Source organism: uncultured Alsobacter sp. (genome assembly GCF_945952055.1).
GTDB lineage: Bacteria > Pseudomonadota > Alphaproteobacteria > Rhizobiales > Beijerinckiaceae > Alsobacter.
Window position 1 is genome coordinate 1 of sequence record NZ_CAMFHB010000011.1, and the last position, 15,358, is coordinate 15,358.

Consider the following 15,358-nt stretch of genomic DNA (forward strand, 5'->3'; position numbering starts at 1 on the left):
GCGCGCTCGATGGTGGCCATGCGGGAGAAGGTGCGCTTCTCGCCGTAGGGCACCTCCACGGGCGCGCCGTGCACCAGCACCTCGTCGCCGGGGTTGATGGTGACGCCGCCTTCGAGCTTCACGTGGGCGTGAAGGCTCTCGAACGTGTTCTCCACTTCGATGATGCAGGGAACCTGCTCGGTCTTGCGTGACAGGGGGTTGAGCCAGCTCATCGTCCCGCTCTCCTGGTGTCGAGCAACGCGGCGAAGGCCGCGGCATTGGTTGCACCAAATCCGTTGAGGTTGATCCGCTGTCCGGTCACGGTGTCCGACAGCGTGAGGGCCCCGTCCTCCCAGAGGATCAGGCGCCAAGGTTGATCGAGCCCGATGCCGCGCAGCTTGCGGTCGCGATCGATGCCGCGCAGCGAGCCGCGCAGGAATCCGCCCTCTTCCGGGGCGAGGATCTTGATGGCCTCGCCGGAGCGTGCGTCCACGATCGTGATCGTGTCGTCATCGGCGCGCAAGTAGCTGATGTCGCGGATTGACACCGGCGCGGTGGTCGGGTTGTGCAGCGTCCCGATGTCGGTCATGCGGCCGAAGGCGGCGGCGACGATGCTGAAGACGACCATCAGGCCCATGCCGATCAGCAGCGGCTTGGGGAAGGTCTTTCCCCGGCGCATGTCCGCCTTCGCGAAGGTGCCGTGAGCCATCGATCCCTCCTCAGCCCGCCGCGAGCGCGGGGCGCCCCAGGGGGGCCGCCGGAGCGGACGACGACACGGCACCGGCCTGCGGCCCCGTGAGCGACGCCGCCAGGGCCTCGCTCAGGAGCTGGGCCGTCGCGGCGGCGTTGGGCACCGCGCGCAGCATCGGTTCGGGACGCGAGAAGCGCCACGGCCTGGCGTGGGGCCAGAGCACGAAATAGGCGAGGCGCGTGCCATCGCGCAGCTGCAGCGGAATGTCGCCCGTGCCGTCCTCGTAGGGCCGCAGGGCGGCGCCGTCGATCTGCGTGTAGGGCAGGTTGAACGTGACGGGCAGGGCGATGCCGATGCGCATCACGACGCGCCGGTTCGTGATCGTGTAGACCGTGGTCCGCGCCACGCCCCAGGCGATCAGCGCCAGGAGCGACAGGGCGCCGGCGGCCAGCACCGCGAAGGTGGCGACGGCCGCGGCCGCGTCGGCCAGGGAGCCGCCGTCATAGAGGATGCCCATGACGCGCCAGACCGCCAGGACGCCGAAATAGATCGCGATGCCGCGCAGGTGGAAGGCGCGCAGCGCCACGCTGCGCGCATCCGGCGCGCCGCGCCACAGGACGTGCTCTCCCCGGGGCGGGAGAGCCGGCAGGCCGGCGACCGGCTCGACGTCGTATTCGCTGCTCACAGGATCGGCTCCGCGCGCTCACGGGTGGCGTACAGCATGCCGCCGCCGTAGTAGCCGGTGATCTTGTCCTCTTCCTGCAGGGTCACCTGCGCCGGGTTCTTCGTCTGCGGCACGCCGGCGAAGTGCGTCGACTTCAGGGCATGGACGTAGACGTGCCCGCGGTCGCCGTTGACCAGCGTGAAGGTGATGGGCAGCAGGACCTTCGGCCCGTTGGTCACCGACACCTCGAGGTAGCGGACCGTGTGCTCGGACGTGTCGACCCAGATGTCGGAGATCGTGCCGGCCGACTTGCGGTCGCAGCCCATCACCCGGTAGCCGCGCGGGTCGGGATCATGCGGATCGACCACCCAGCCCTCGAGCGAGCTGATGGGGACGATGCGCGGATTGCCGTGCAGGTTGAGGTCCGCCCGGTCGGCGCGCTCGGCCCACGAGGCCGGTCCGACGCCGTCGGCCAGCGGATTGCCCGTGGGCTCCAGCGGCGCGCCGGCGAAGGGAGCGATCTTCTTGGCCTTGATCGGCCGCGTGTCGCGCTTGTCGTTGGGCACGCTCACGCTGCCCTGGCCGTGGGCGAGCAGGAAGGTCTTCGCGTCGGGAATGAAGGGCCAGCCCCAGATGCCGACCTTGCCGGTCTTGTCGTTCTCGAGCGGGTAGCCCTCGCGGCGATCTTCCTGGCGAATGTAGAAGATCAGCCCCGCGAAGAAGACCCAGAAGGCGTACAGCACCACCTGGGCCACGTCGATGTTCTGGGTCAATGCGCCTCTCAGCATGGGGCTCTCCTGCGTTCAACCCGTGATCCCGGCGAGGCCGAGATTCGAAGACTTGTGATCGGCGGCATCGCGCCGCCTGCGTACGAGCGGTCCCAGCGCCACCAGGGCGACGAAGAGGACCAGGATTTCGATGTGGTAGACGACCGAGTAGGGCACCGACGGGTCGGCCATGACCTCGCCCAGCGCGCCGCTGGAGCCGCGTTCCGCGATCACGTCGCGCAGCACGCCGCCCGCCGCGATGGCGATGCCGGCGGCGGTGGCCTGCGCCGCGCCCCAGGCGCCCAGCGCCAGGCCGCTTTCGCCGCTGTCGCGCGCCGCCGCCATGGTGCCGGTCAGCGTGCCGTGGCCGAACAGGCCGGCACCGAAGCCGATCAGCGTCACGCCGGCGGCGAAGAGCGGACCGGAGGAGAGCGGCGCGGCGAAGATCACCGCCGAGAAGGCGGCGATGCCCGCCAGCACGCCGAGCGCCGCCACGCGGTGCGGATCGGCGCCGTTGTTGAGCCGGCGTGCCGCGAGCATCAGGCCGACGATGCCGCCCGCGGCGAGCGCCGCGGTGAGCGCGGTCGTCTGGCTGACCGAAAGCTTCAGGATCTGTCCGCCATAGGGCTCGAGCAGGATGTCCTGCATGCTGAAGGCGGCCGTGCCGATGCCCGTGGCCAGCAGGCGCCGGCGTGCATGGGGCCCGCGCATGAACGCGGCCCAGGCCTGCGAGAAGCGCGGCCGGGCGAGATCGGCGCGGGTGAGCGAGGGATTGCGCGGCTCCTGCTTCCAGAGCGCGAAGATGTTCACCAGCAGCGTCACGACGGCCGCGCCCTGGATCACCTGGATGAGGCGCAGCTGGCTGAAATGCGCCAGCAGGGCGCCGAAGACCACGGCGCTGCCCACCATGCCGACCAGCAGCATGACGCAGAGCAGGGCGACGACCTTGGGCCGGGCATGGGCGGGGGCGAGATCGGTGGCGAGCGTCAGGCCCACGGTCTGCACCGTGTGGAGGCCGGCGCCGACGAGGAGGAAGGCGAGCGCGGCCGCCGGCTGGCCGACCCAGGAGGGGCCGGTGGTGACGTCACCCGACAGGAGGATCAGGGCGAACGGCATGATCGCCAGGCCGCCGAACTGCAGCATGGTGCCGAACCAGATGAACGGCACACGTCGCCAGCCCAGCACCGAGCGATAAGTGTCGGAGCGATGGCCGATCATGGCCCGCAGCGGCGCGAAGAACAGCGGCAGCGACACCATCACCGCGACGATCCAGGCCGGGACGCCGAGCTCGACGATCATCACCCGGTTGAGCGTGCCGATGACCAGCACGGCGGCCATGCCCACCGTCACCTGGAACAGCGACAGCCGCAGCAGGCGCCCGAGCGGCAGCTCGGGCGTGGCGGCGTCGGCGAAGGGCAGGAACTGCGGCCCCAGCGAGATCCAGGTGTTGGTGAGCTTGCGGCCGGGGATTTTCATCGATGGACGAGCTCCATCGCCTGCGAGGTGTAGAAGCCGCTGGCCACGCGCAGCGTGCGCCCGCAGCCCCACGCGGCGAGGCCCGGATCGCGCGCGATGGCGCGGCGCAGGGCGTCCTCGGCGATCGGCTCGATGGCGGGAGACCGGTCGCTGCGCGGGAACGCCTTGCCGGCGAGCCAGAACAGCATCAGGGCCGGAGAGCGGGGCGCGAAGGTGAAGAGCATCGAGTGGCGGCTGCGCCTGGCGAAGCCGTCGAGCACCCGCACCACGTCGGTGGCCTTGTAGTGGATGAGCGAGTCCATCGCGACCACATGGTCGAACTCGCCGAGCGCCTGGTCGAACATGTCGCCGACGCGGAAGTCGATGGTGCGCGTGGCGGGGTCGTCCTGGGCGCGGTCGCGGGCCAGGCCCACGAGCGTCGGCGACAGGTCGATCGCCACCACGTGGGCGCCGCGCCGCGCAGCCTCCACGGCCAGCGCTCCGGTGCCGCAGCCCGCGTCGAGGATGCGCCTGCCGTGGAGATCGGCCGGCAGCCAGTCGAGCAAGGTGCCGCGCATGCGGTCGCGGCCGGCCCGCACCGTGGCACGGATGCGGCCCACCGGCGCGTCGGAGGTCAGGCGCTTCCAGGCATCCACGGCGGTGCGGTCGAAGTAGGTCTCGAGCTGACCGCGGCGACGGCTGTATGTGGCGGTGGGCATGCTGTCTCCCCCTCAGTCGAAGCCGAGGAATTCGAAGAGATCGCGGTCCTTCATGGGCGAGGCGTCGACTTCGTCGATGCCCTGCCAGAGCTTCTCGGCGAGCTGCATGTACTCGGCGAGGACCATCTGCAGCTCAGGGCTGTCGTCCATCTCGAACAGGGTCGACTTCTTGAGCCGGCTGCGGCGCACGACGTCGAGGTCCTGGAAGTGGGCCACGCGCTGCAGGCCGGTCGCCGCGTTGAAGCGGTCGATCTCGTCCGTCTTGGCGCTGCGGTTGGCGATGACCCCGCCGAGCCGCACATTGTAGTTCTTCGACTTCGACTTGATGGCCGCCACGATGCGGTTCATCGCGAAGATCGAGTCGAAGTCGTTCGCCGTCACGATCAGGGCCCGGTCGGCGTGCTGGAGCGGGGCCGCGAAGCCGCCGCACACCACGTCGCCCAGCACGTCGAAGATCACGACGTCGGTGTCCTCGAGGAGGTGGTGCTCCTTGAGCAGCTTCACCGTCTGGCCGACGACGTAGCCGCCGCAGCCCGTGCCGGCCGGCGGTCCGCCCGCCTCCACGCACATCACGCCGTTGTAGCCCTCGCAGACGAAGTCCTCGACGCGCAGCTCCTCGGAGTGGAAGCCGACGCCCTCGAGCGCGTCGATCACCGTCGGCACGAGGCGCTTGGTGAGGGTGAAGGTCGAGTCGTGCTTGGGATCGCAGCCGATCTGCAGCACGCGCTTGCCGAGCTTGGAAAAGGCGACCGAGAGGTTCGACGACGTCGTGCTCTTGCCGATGCCGCCCTTGCCGTAGACGGCGAAGACCTTGGCGTTGCCGATCTTCAGCGTCGGGTCCATGTGGACCTGCACGCTGCCGTCACCGTCCGGGACACGCTTGCGAATGGGAAGGGAGTGGGCGTTCACGGGGGCGAACTCCTATGCGGCCACGGCGACGGACGAGCCGACGCCTTCGAGGCGATCTTCGAGGTCTTCGCTGGCTTGCCGCAGCGCTTCGAGCGTGGCCTCGTCGGGCGTCCAGTAGTGACGCTCGTGGGCCTCGATCAGGCGGTTGGCGAGCCTTGCGGACGCGGTCGGGTTCAGCGCCGCCAGGCGCTCCCGCATCGCATCGTCCAGCACGAAGGTTTGGGTGAGCTGCTGGTAGACCCACGGCGCGACCTCGCCCGTGGTGGCCGACCAGCCCATGGTGTTGAGGACGTGTTCCTCGATCTGCCGCACGCCCTCGTAGCCGTGGCTGAGCATGCCCTCGTACCACTTGGGGTTCAGCATGCGGGTGCGGGTCTCCAGCGCCACCTGTTCGCCCAGCGAGCGGACCACGCCTTCGCCGCGCGTCTGGTCGCCGATGTAGACCGGCGCCGCCGTGCCGCCCCGGGCGCGACGCGCGGCGCGGCTGATGCCGCCCAGCGTGTCGAAGTAGTGGCTGATGGTGGTGACGCCGAGCTCGACGCTGTCCAGGTTCTGGTAGGCGAGGTCGACGCGCGCCAGCAGCGACTGCAGCAGCGCATGCTGCTGCACGGGCTTGCCGTCGCGGGCATAGGCGAAGTTCTTGCGGCGGGTGTAGACCTCGGCCAGCTCGTCCTCGTCGTCCCAGCGGCTGTTCTCGACGATGTGGTTGACGTTCGAGCCATAGGCGCCGTCGGCATTGCCGAAGACGCGCAGCGCCGCGGTGGCGAGGTCGCAGCCCTGCTCGGCCATCGTCGCCAGCGCATGCTTGCGGACGAAGTTCATCTCGACCGGCTCGTCGGCCGCGGCCGCCGCGTGGCAGGCTTCGGCGAGCAGCCGGACCTGCAGGGGCAGCAGGTCGCGGAAGATGCCCGACAGGGTGATCAGCACGTCGACGCGCGGCCGGCCGAGCTCCTCGAGCGGGATCAGCGTCGCCCCGGCGAGGCGGCCGTAGCTGTCGAAGCGCGGCTTCGCGCCGAGCAGCGCGAGGGCCTGGGCGATCGGTCCGCCCTCGTTCTTCAGGTTGTCGGTTCCCCACAGCACCAGGGCGACCGTCTCCGGCATCGCATGGCCGTCTGCGGCATGGCGCTCCAGCATCCGCTCGGCCTGGCGGGCGCCGTCGCGCATCGCGTAGGCGCTGGGGATCCGGAAGGGATCGAAGCCGTGCAGGTTGCGGCCGGTCGGCAGCACCTCGGGCGTGCGCAGCACGTCGCCGCCGGGCGCGGGGGCGATGAAGCGCGCATCGAGCGCCCGCATCAGCGCGGGCAGCTCGTGGTCCTTGGCCATCAGCCGGTCGGAGGAGGCGAGCCTGGCGAGCGCGTCGCGCTGCGCCGGATCGACCGGCAGTCCGGCCGCGGCCAGTGCGGCCTCGGGGCTGGCTCCGGCGACGATGGCGTCGTAGGCGGCGCGCGGCAGCGGGCTCGGCATCGTGGAGGTCGCCATCGCCTCCAGCATGTCGGCGCGCTGCGGTGCGGAGAGCGCCTCGCCGACCACGTGCAGGCCGTGCGGGATGAGGGTGTATTCCAGCTCCAGGACCGCGTGGCCGAGGGCGGCGATGTGGCCGGCGGCGTCCTCGCCCCAGGCCGGCTCGGCGGCGGCGAGATCGACGACGGCGGCCTGGGCCTGGATCAGCCCGGCGAGGTCGTGGCGCTCGCCGTCGGCCTGCGGGTCGAGGCCGCGCCAGCGTTCGATCGAGGCCTTGAGGTCGATCAGGCCGCGGTAGAGGCCCGCATGCGCGATCGGCGGCGTCAGGTAGCTGACGAGCGTCGCGGCGGCCCGGCGCTTGGCGATCGCGCCTTCCGAGGGGTTGTTGCCCGCGTAGAGGTAGATGTTCGGCAGGTCGCCGATCAGCCGGTCGGGCCAGTCGCGGCCCGAGAGGCCGGCCTGCTTGCCGGGCATGAACTCGAGCGCGCCGTGCGTGCCGAAATGCAGCACCGCGTGCGCGCCGAAGTCCTCGCGCATCCAGCGGTAGAACGCCGTGAAGGCATGGGTCGGCGCGAAGCTCTTCTCGAAGAGGAGCCTCATCGGGTCGCCCTCGTAGCCGAAGGCCGGCTGCACGCCGACGAAGACGTTCCCGAACTGGGCGCCGAGCACGAAGATCGACGAGCCGTCGCTCTGGTGCCGGCCGGGTGCGGGACCCCAGGCCGTCTCGATTTCCTTGAGCCAGGGCTCGCGGCGGACGTGGTCGTCGGCGGAGATGCGCGCGTGCACGTTGGCATGGGCGCCGTAGCGCTCGCGGTTGCCGTTGATGATGCGCTCGCGCAGCTCGTCGACGGACGCCGGCAGGTCGACCGTGTAGCCCTCCGCCTTCAGCGCGGTCAGCGTGCGCATCAGCGATTCGAAGACCGAGAGATAGGCGGCGGTGCCGGTGTTGCCGCCGTTGGGCGGGAAGTTGAACAGCACGACGCCGAGGCGCCGCTCGGCCTGGCGGGTCCGGCGCAGCGTGACGAGACGGTCGACGCGCGCGGCCAGCATCTCGGCGCGATCGGCGCAGGGCTGCATGTCGCGGTCGCCGATGCCGGCCTCGAAGACGCAGCCGCGGTGGCAGCCGGTGCAGGCCTGGCCCGCCTTGTCGGAGCGGCCGCCGAAGACCATCGGGCCGGTGGCGCCGTCGAGCTCGGGGATGGCCACCATGATGGTGGATTCGACGGGCAGGAGCCCACGGTCCGAGGCGCCCCACTGCTCGAGCGTCTGCAGCTCGGCGGGATGGGCCGCCACGTAGGGAACGTCGAGCGCGGCCAGCACGTCGGCGGCGGCGGCGGCGTCGTTGTAGGCCGGGCCGCCGACCAGCGAGAAGCCTGTGAGGGACACGAGCGCGTCCACCGTGGTGCGGCCGTCGCGGCGGAAGAACTGCTCGATGGCCGGGCGGCTGTCGAGGCCGCTCGAGAAGGCCGGGACGACGGTGAGGCCGCGCTTCTCGAGCGCCTCGATCACGCCGTCGTAGTGCGCCGCGTTGCCGGCCAGCATGTAGGACCGCAGGCCCAGCACGCCGACCGTCCCGCGCTTGCCGCCGGCCGGCAGAGCCGACGCCTTCTCGGCGATGCGGCCCTTCATGCGCGGGTGATAGACGCCGACGTCCGGATAGGAGACCGGCGCGGCGGCCTTGAGCGTGCCGCGCAGCGCGCGCCGCGGGCCGTCCGCGTAGCGGTCGACCAGCATGCGGATCATGTTGGCGATGTTCTCGTCGGATCCGGCGAGCCAGTACTGCAGGGCCAGGAAATACACCCGCACGTCCTGGGCCGTGCCGGGGATGAAGCGCAGGATCTGCGGCAGGCGCTTCAGCATCTTCATCTGCTTGGCGCCGGCGCTGGCGTTGCGGTCCTTGCCGTTGCCGCGCAGGCGCTTGAGGAAGGACAGGGCGCCGCCGCCGCTGCCGTCCATGGTGAAGCGGCCGGCGCGGGTGAGCTTCATCACCTCGCTGGCCGACAGCAGGCTCAGCATGGCGTCGCATCCGCCGCGACGCGCCGCCAGGTCCGGCAGCACGGCGTCGAAATGGTCCTCCATGAACAGCATCGCGTTGATCACGATGTCGGCCCGGGCGATGTCGTCGCGACAGCGCGACAGGCCCACCGGATCGGCGCTCCACTCCGAGGCGGCGTGCAGCGTCACCGTGAGCCCGGGGCACTCCTGGCGCAGCATGCGCGCCGCGCGCTCCGTCGCGCTCGCGAGATGGGTGTCCATCGTCACGATCACGACACGCACGGGGATCGCGTTACCGGCCGAAGTGGGCTTTGGCATCGTAGAGCGTCTCGACGGTGATCAGGGCGACGCCGCGCTCGCGCGCGAAGCGTTCCGTGTTGTTGCGAGCCTTGCCCCGCACGAAGAACGGGATCTTCTTCAGTTCCTTTTCGGCATCGGCGGCCCAGTTGACGATGATGGGCTGCCCGGGGGTGGGAGGCACGGCAGGAACGGGTGCTGCTGCGGCTGGTGCGGGATCGAGAAAGGCGGCGGGAGCCGGGGACAGGGGAGTTTGAGCTCCCGCCGCAAGGTCCGTGGTCGACGGCGCCTCGGAGGCACGCGCCGGCACGGCGTGTCCGAGGTGGGAAGGCGCGGCGTCGTCGTGGAATTCGCTGTCCTCGCGGAACATCGCGAGGAGGTGCTCTTCGAGGCCCATCATCAGCGGATGGACCCAGGTGTCGAAGATGACGTTGGCGCCCTCGAACCCCATCTGGGGCGAGGTGCGGGCCGGGAAGTCCTGCACGTGGACCGGCGCCGAGATGACCGCGCAGGGCACGCCGAGCCGCTTGGCGATGTGCCGCTCCATCTGCGTGCCGAGCACCAGCTCGGGCTGTAGCGCGGAGATGCGGGCCTCGACCTCCAGGTAGTCGTCCGTGATCAGCGGATCCAGGCCGAGGCCCGCAGCCGCCTCGCGAACCTCGCGGGCGAACTCGCGGCTGTAGGTGCCGAGCCCGACGACGTTGAAGCCGAGCTCCTGGGAGGCGATCCGGGCCGCCGCCAGGGCATGGGTGGCGTCGCCGAAGATGAAGACGCGCTTGCCCGTGAGGTAGGTCGAGTCGACCGAGCGCGAATACCAGGGCAGGCGCGACGTCGCGTCGGCCAGCACGGGGGCCGGGTCGACGCCGGCGATCTTCGCCACCTCCTCGATGAAGGCGCGGGTGGCGCCGACGCCGATCGGAACGGTGCGCACGGTGGGCTGCTTGAAGGTGCGCTCCAGCCAGGTCGCCGCAGTACCGGCGATCTCGGGATAGAGCACGACGTTGAAGTCGGCTTCGGGCAGGCGGGCGATGTCGGCGGGCGTGGCGCCCATCGGCGCCGTGACGGCGACGTCGATGCCGAGCCGGGCCAGCAGGCCGGTGATCTCGCGGATGTCGTCGCGGTGCCGGAAGCCGAGCGCCGTCGGGCCGAGCAGGTTGCAGCGCGGGCGGCGGCCCGGCTCGCGCGGCTCGTCCTGAGAGGGCGCGCGGGCGAGCGTGCGGACGATCCGGTAGAAGGTCTCGGCCGCGCCCCAGTTCTCCTTCTTCTGGTAGGAGGGGAGCTCGAGCGGGATCACCGGAATCGGCAGGTTGAGCGCCTGGGCGAGACCGCCGGGATCGTCCTGGATGAGCTCGGCGGTGCACGAGGCGCCGACGATCATCGCCTGCGGCTGGAAGCGCTCATAGGCTTCGCGGGCCGCGTTCTTGAAGAGCTCGGCGGTGTCGCCGCCGAGGTCGCGCGCCTGGAACGTGGTGTAGGTCACCGGCGGCCGCTTGGAGCGGCGCTCGATCATCGTGAACAGCAGGTCGGCGTAGGTGTCGCCCTGGGGCGCATGCAGCACGTAGTGCAGGCCCTGCATGGCGGTGGCGACACGCATGGCCCCCACATGGGGCGGTCCTTCGTAGGTCCAGACGGTGAGCTGCATGGTTCAGACCTCCAGCCTGGTCCGCCGCACCAGCGGCCGGGCGAACAGTTCGGCGAGGTCGCCGGCCTGGTCGTAGCCCTGGATGGGGGTGAACAGGAGCTCGATGGACCACTTCGTCGTGATGCCTTCCGCCTCCAGCGGATTGGCGAGGCCGAGCCCGCAGACCGCGATGTCGGGCTGGGCCTGGCGGCACCGGTCGAGCTGGTTGTCGACGTGCTGGCCCTCGCTCAGCATCGTGCCGGCCGGCAGCAGCGCCAGCTCCTGGGCGAGATGCTGGCGGTGCAGGTAGGGCGTGCCCACCTCGGCCAGCCTCATGCCGAGTTCGTTGGCGAGGAACCGGGCCAGCGGAATCTCGAGCTGCGAATCGGGGAAGAAGAAGACGCTGCGGCCCGACAGACGCTCGCGGTGGCGGGCGGTGGCGGTGCGGGCGCGCTCCTGGCCGGCGGCCGTGGCCTTGTCGAAGAGCTCCTGGTCGACGTCGAAGGCATCGGCCGCGGCCTGCAGCCACGCAGTCGTGCCCTCGGCGCCGAGCGGGAAGGGCGCGGCGATTCGCTTCGCGCCCCGTTCCTCGAGGCAGCGCGCGGTGTCGCCGAGGAAGGGCTGGGCGAGGAGATAGCGGGTGTTGGGCCCCACCGGCGGCAGAGCGTCGGCCCGGCGCATCGGCAGGAAGCGCACGTCGGCGATTCCCATGGCCGCGAAGAGCCGCGCGAACTGGTCCTCGACCACGTCGGCGAGAGCGCCGACGACGAGCAGGGAGGCGGGGGCTTGCGCGGAAGCGGCCGGCAGCGTCGGCACCAGCGAGGCGAGGCAGGCGTCCTCGCCCTGCGTGAAGGTGGTCTCGATGCCGCTGCCCGAGTAGCTCAGCACGCGCACGCGAGGATCGACGCGGCGCGAGAGGCGCTGCGCGGCCCGCGGCAGGTCGAGCTTGATGACCTCCGACGGGCAGGAGCCCACCAGGAAGAGCAGGCGGATGTCGGGGCGGCGCTCCAGGAGGCGGCCCACCACGCGGTCGAGTTCCTCGTCGATGTCGGCGAGGCCGGCGAGATCGCGCTCGTCGATGATGGCGGTGCCGAAGCGCGGCTCCGCGAAGATCATCACGCCGGCGGCGGACTGGATGAGATGCGCGCAGGTGCGCGAGCCCACCACCAGGAAGAAGGCGTCCTGGATCTTGCGGTGCAACCAGACGATTCCCGTCAGGCCGCAGAACACCTCGCGCTGGCCGCGCTCGACGAGCACGGGCGCGTTCGTGCAGCCTTGGCTCTGGGGGACGTTCGGAACGGGGGCGTTCATCGGGCCGGCTCCATGTCCGACAGGGGAACAGGAGCGCTGAGGCGGGCGGCCCGCAGTTTCAGCACGAATTGCGTGGCGTTGATCACGTAGGTGGCATAGGCGGCGAGCGCGAGGAGCATCTGGCCGCGGGCGTCGAGCCAGCCAAAGGCGACGGCACCGAGATAGGCGGTGTGCAGCGCCAGCACGAGCATGCTGAACACGTCTTCCCAGAAGAACGGGCGCGCGAACAACCAGATCCCGAAGACCTCCTTCTCCCAGATCGAGCCGGTGATCATGATCGCGTAGAGCGTCACGGTCTTGACGATGACGGAGGTGGTGGCGAGCCAGAGGCCCTCGCCGGTCATCAGCCAGCGCAGCACGAGCGCCAGGCTCGCGAGGAACACGAGGAACTGGATGGGCGCCAGGATCCCCTGGACGAGAGTCCAGGGCGACTGGTCGCGCCGCCGCCGTTCATCCGGCGTGTAGAGCGGCATGCCTTGAGCATGCGTAGAACCGGCCATTTTCCCCCGCCTCCCGGCGCGGCGCAGGCAGTGGCCCGCCTGTCGCCAACGTCCATGAGACTAGTGCCCGGCGGACCAAAGTGTCAATCAAACTTGACGTCATTTCGTATTTACACTCGGCCGGAATTGCGGTTTGATGTTGCCAAGCTTCCCCTATCAATGGGGGTGCGCATGGCCTATGCTCGTGTCCTGGATCCTCGTCGCAGGGCCGTCTTTTCGCGCAAGCCGAAGAAGGCACCCAGGACCCTGTGGGAAGGAGGGGCCCATGGAGAATTTCCGAGATGGAGGTTCCGGCGCTTGCTGGCCCTCCGTCGATTCAAGTTCTCCACAGTCCGGACTGAGCCATGGCTTTGGTCCGGGCGGTTCGGAGCCCGCGGATCTCGTGCGTGAGCGGCTCGGAGCCGTGATCGAGGCCGAGATCATTCCGCGCCTCATGCTCGCCCACTGTGTCGAGCCCGTTGGAAGGCCGGGAGCCGTGCCGGCGCCCGCGCCGGAGGTCGACGCCTTCGCCGCCATGACCATGAGTTCGGATGCGGGGCTTGCATGGGACAGCGTGCAGCGGCTGCGCGCGGCCGGCTGGTCGGCCGAGCAGCTCTACATGAACCTCCTCGCCCCGGCGGCGCGGCACCTGGGCGACCTCTGGTCCGCCGACAAGGCCGATTTCGTGGACGTGACGGTGGGCCTCTCTCGCCTGCAGCAGATCCTGCACGACATGGCGAGCGGCACCATTCCCGATCGTGCGCCCACGCAGGACGACCGCTGGATCGTGCTCGCCCCGGCGCCCGGCGAGAAGCACACCTTCGGTCTCTCGATGGTGGGCTCGTACTTCCGCAAGGCGGGATGGGCCGTGCATCACGCGCCCGGCATCGCGCAGGACGTGATGCGAATCGTCCGGCGCCAGTCGGTTGCGGTCGTCGGCTTCTCGGTCAGCTGCGAAACCCGCGTCGATGCCCTGTCGGCAGCCATTCGCCGTGTCCGGCGCGTGTCACGCAACCCGGCAGTCGGCATTCTCGTTGGTGGTCAGATCTTCGTTGAGAAGCCCGAATTGGCCGTCCTGATCGGAGCAGACGCGTCGGCTCCCGACGGGCCGACCGGAGTTCTCATGGCACAAAGCCTGCTTGATTTGCGGGCGAGAGCCTGCTGAAAGAACGCAGCGCAACTGGAAGCTCGCATTCGATGGAGATTCTGGCCCCCAACGTCGCGGCGAAAGCCTTCACCGCGCCGGAAGAGTCCTTGGGCGATCTTGGAGTGGGAACGGCAGCTGCGCTGATTGCGGCCGCGGCCGACATCTCTCTCGTGATCGACAAGGAAGGGGTCGTGCGCGACGTCGCCTTCGGCATTCCGGAGCTCGCCCGCGAGGGGTTCGACGCCTGGGTCGGACGTCCCTGGCTGGACACGGTCACGGTCGAGAGCCGCCCCAAGATCGAGGACATGCTGCGCGAGGCCGCCGCCGGGAAGGCGCATCGTCCCCGCCAGGTCAACCACGCGGTCGAGGCCGGTCCCGACATTCCGATCCGCTACACCGTGATGCCGCTGGGCAGCACGGGTCGCGTCGTGGCGGTGGGCCGTGACCTGCGCGCGATGGCCGCGCTCCAGCAGCGCCTGGCCGACGCTCAGCAGTCGATGGAGCGCGAATACGCACGCATCCGCGGCGCCGAGACCCGCTACCGCCTCCTGTTCCAGCTGGCATCCGAAGCGATCGTGATCCTCGATGCCACCACCCAGCGCATCGTCGACGCCAACCCGGCCGCGACGCGGCTGCTGTCGCGCGCCATGAAGCGGGTGATCGGCCAGTCGCTGGTGGAAGCCTTCGCCCCCGAGGGCCGCGAGGGCATCCAGAGCCTGCTGGCGGCCGTGCGCATCAACGGTCGCGCCGACGACGTGCATTCGCGCCTGGGCGGCAGCGAGGACGAGGTCAACGTCTCGGCATCGCTCTTCCGCCAGGAAAGCACGTCTCATTTCCTGGTCCGCGTGACGCCGCTGGCTGTGGGCGACGACGTCGCGGTTCCGCGCGGCCGTGGCCACATCCTGCGCATCATCGAGGGGCTGCCGGAAGGATTCGTCGTCACGGATCCCGAGCGGCGCGTGCTCACGGCCAATGCCGCTTTTCTCGACATGGCCCAGCTCGCCACCGAGGAGCAGGTGCGGGGCGAGCCGCTCGAGAACTGGCTCGGACGCCCGGGCGTGGATCTCGACGTGCTGTATTCCAGCCTGCGCGAGCACGGCTCGGTGCGTCAGTTCTCGACGATCCTGCGCGGCGAGTTCGGCTCGCAGGAAGACGTGGAGATCGCCGCCGTCTCCGTGCTGTCGGGCGACCAGCCCTGCATGGGCTTCACCGTGCGCAACGTCGGCTGGCGCTCGGGCATGGGCGCCCTGTCCGGCCGCGAGCTGCCCCGCTCGGTGGAGCAGTTCACCGACCTCGTCGGCCGTGTCTCGCTCAAGAACCTCGTGCGCGAGACGACCGACATGATCGAGCGCCTGTGCATCGAGGCGGCCCTCGAACTCACCCGCGACAACCGCGCCTCCGCGGCCGAAATGCTCGGCCTCAGCCGCCAGAGCCTCTACTCCAAGCTGCGCCGCTACGGCCTCGGCGACCTCGAGCCGGAAGAGAACGCCTGAGCGCGGTCTCTGCGCGTTCTTTCGCCACATCGCCCCCATCTCCCTCGTCGTGAGCCGGCCGCAAGCGGCCGTGTCGAAGAACGCACGGGCGCGCTCTGGAGCCTGAATCCTCAATGTCCTCATCCTGAGCAGCCCGCGGAGCGGGCGTGTCGAAGAGCGCACAATGGTCCGTCGAGGCTCTGAACCTCCACGACCATTCAGCGGCCTTCGACACGCCGCCTTCGGCGGCTGCTCTGGATGAGGAGGTTGGGGGACGGGCCATATCGTGGCTCGTGCAAAGGGCGCAGCGTGGCTCCGCGCGGAATTGCGAAGGGACTTGTCGCTCGCAAGTGTCAAGATTGATTGACAGTCGGTTTCCTCCGGCCTTAGC

12 protein-coding genes and 1 pseudogene are annotated in these 15,358 nt (G+C 70.1%); 2 read left to right on the plus strand and 11 right to left on the minus strand.

All coding sequences use genetic code 11. The features are described 5' to 3' along the window. The 11 genes and pseudogenes from Q0Q47_RS10490 to bchF all read right to left on the minus strand — a co-directional run. Positions 1-212 (minus strand): annotated as a pseudogene (locus tag Q0Q47_RS10490) (hypothetical protein); the annotation flags it as partial. After that, positions 209-688: a photosynthetic complex assembly protein PuhC gene (puhC, locus tag Q0Q47_RS10495; protein WP_293858553.1), complete on the minus strand. Its 480-nt coding sequence runs from the start codon at positions 686-688 to the stop codon at positions 209-211. The pseudogene Q0Q47_RS10490 and the gene puhC, both read right to left, overlap by 4 nt. A gap of 10 nt (positions 689-698) precedes the next feature. Further along, positions 699-1,355, minus strand: a complete 657-nt coding sequence (puhB, locus tag Q0Q47_RS10500; protein ID WP_293858556.1) for a photosynthetic complex putative assembly protein PuhB — start codon at positions 1,353-1,355, stop codon at positions 699-701. Beyond that, positions 1,352-2,122 (minus strand): photosynthetic reaction center subunit H, encoded by a 771-nt coding sequence (gene puhA, locus Q0Q47_RS10505; protein ID WP_293858559.1) that lies wholly within the window; start codon positions 2,120-2,122, stop codon positions 1,352-1,354. Before puhA ends, puhB begins: the two co-directional genes overlap by 4 nt. A gap of 15 nt (positions 2,123-2,137) precedes the next feature. Beyond that, the gene (locus Q0Q47_RS10510; protein WP_293858562.1) at positions 2,138-3,577 is read right to left on the minus strand and encodes a BCD family MFS transporter; all 1,440 of its coding nucleotides are present in this window, start codon (positions 3,575-3,577) and stop codon (positions 2,138-2,140) included. Then, a complete protein-coding gene (bchM, locus tag Q0Q47_RS10515; RefSeq protein ID WP_293858565.1) occupies positions 3,574-4,275 on the minus strand; it encodes a magnesium protoporphyrin IX methyltransferase in 702 nt (233 codons plus the stop codon). Before bchM ends, Q0Q47_RS10510 begins: the two co-directional genes overlap by 4 nt. A gap of 12 nt (positions 4,276-4,287) precedes the next feature. Continuing rightward, complete coding sequence (gene bchL, locus Q0Q47_RS10520) at positions 4,288-5,118, minus strand: ferredoxin:protochlorophyllide reductase (ATP-dependent) iron-sulfur ATP-binding protein (protein ID WP_293858955.1); 831 nt, start codon at positions 5,116-5,118, stop codon at positions 4,288-4,290. A gap of 78 nt (positions 5,119-5,196) precedes the next feature. Then, positions 5,197-8,958, minus strand: coding sequence for a magnesium chelatase subunit H (locus Q0Q47_RS10525; protein WP_293858568.1), 3,762 nt, complete (start codon positions 8,956-8,958; stop codon positions 5,197-5,199). After that, on the minus strand, positions 8,933-10,579 hold the full coding sequence (bchB, locus tag Q0Q47_RS10530) for a ferredoxin:protochlorophyllide reductase (ATP-dependent) subunit B (protein ID WP_293858571.1): 1,647 nt from the start codon (positions 10,577-10,579) through the stop codon (positions 8,933-8,935). Before bchB ends, Q0Q47_RS10525 begins: the two co-directional genes overlap by 26 nt. Before the next feature lie 3 nt (positions 10,580-10,582). After that, the gene (locus Q0Q47_RS10535; RefSeq protein WP_293858574.1) at positions 10,583-11,869 is read right to left on the minus strand and encodes a ferredoxin:protochlorophyllide reductase (ATP-dependent) subunit N; all 1,287 of its coding nucleotides are present in this window, start codon (positions 11,867-11,869) and stop codon (positions 10,583-10,585) included. Further along, positions 11,866-12,369 (minus strand): 2-vinyl bacteriochlorophyllide hydratase, encoded by a 504-nt coding sequence (gene bchF, locus Q0Q47_RS10540; RefSeq protein WP_293858577.1) that lies wholly within the window; start codon positions 12,367-12,369, stop codon positions 11,866-11,868. The genes Q0Q47_RS10535 and bchF overlap by 4 nt, the downstream gene beginning before the upstream one ends. 382 nt (positions 12,370-12,751) lie before the next feature. On the opposite strand from bchF, the gene Q0Q47_RS10545 reads away from it, so the two are divergent. Continuing rightward, positions 12,752-13,513, plus strand: a complete 762-nt coding sequence (locus tag Q0Q47_RS10545) for a B12-binding domain-containing protein (RefSeq protein ID WP_293858580.1) — start codon at positions 12,752-12,754, stop codon at positions 13,511-13,513. Positions 13,514-13,545: 32 nt separating this feature from the next. Further along, complete coding sequence (gene ppsR / locus Q0Q47_RS10550) at positions 13,546-14,988, plus strand: transcriptional regulator PpsR (RefSeq protein ID WP_293858583.1); 1,443 nt, start codon at positions 13,546-13,548, stop codon at positions 14,986-14,988. The last annotated feature ends 370 nt before the right edge of the window (positions 14,989-15,358 follow it).

Coding starts and splice junctions, on each gene's coding strand:
- puhC (WP_293858553.1), bottom strand. CDS start 688: ATGGCTCACGGCACCTTCGCGAAGGCGGACATGCGCCGGGGAAAGACC.
- puhA (WP_293858559.1), bottom strand. CDS start 2,122: ATGCTGAGAGGCGCATTGACCCAGAACATCGACGTGGCCCAGGTGGTG.
- Q0Q47_RS10510 (WP_293858562.1), bottom strand. CDS start 3,577: ATGAAAATCCCCGGCCGCAAGCTCACCAACACCTGGATCTCGCTGGGG.
- bchM (WP_293858565.1), bottom strand. CDS start 4,275: ATGCCCACCGCCACATACAGCCGTCGCCGCGGTCAGCTCGAGACCTAC.
- bchL (WP_293858955.1), bottom strand. CDS start 5,118: ATGGACCCGACGCTGAAGATCGGCAACGCCAAGGTCTTCGCCGTCTAC.
- Q0Q47_RS10525 (WP_293858568.1), bottom strand. CDS start 8,958: ATGCCAAAGCCCACTTCGGCCGGTAACGCGATCCCCGTGCGTGTCGTG.
- bchB (WP_293858571.1), bottom strand. CDS start 10,579: ATGCAGCTCACCGTCTGGACCTACGAAGGACCGCCCCATGTGGGGGCC.
- Q0Q47_RS10535 (WP_293858574.1), bottom strand. CDS start 11,869: ATGAACGCCCCCGTTCCGAACGTCCCCCAGAGCCAAGGCTGCACGAAC.
- bchF (WP_293858577.1), bottom strand. CDS start 12,369: ATGGCCGGTTCTACGCATGCTCAAGGCATGCCGCTCTACACGCCGGAT.
- ppsR (WP_293858583.1), top strand. CDS start 13,546: ATGGAGATTCTGGCCCCCAACGTCGCGGCGAAAGCCTTCACCGCGCCG.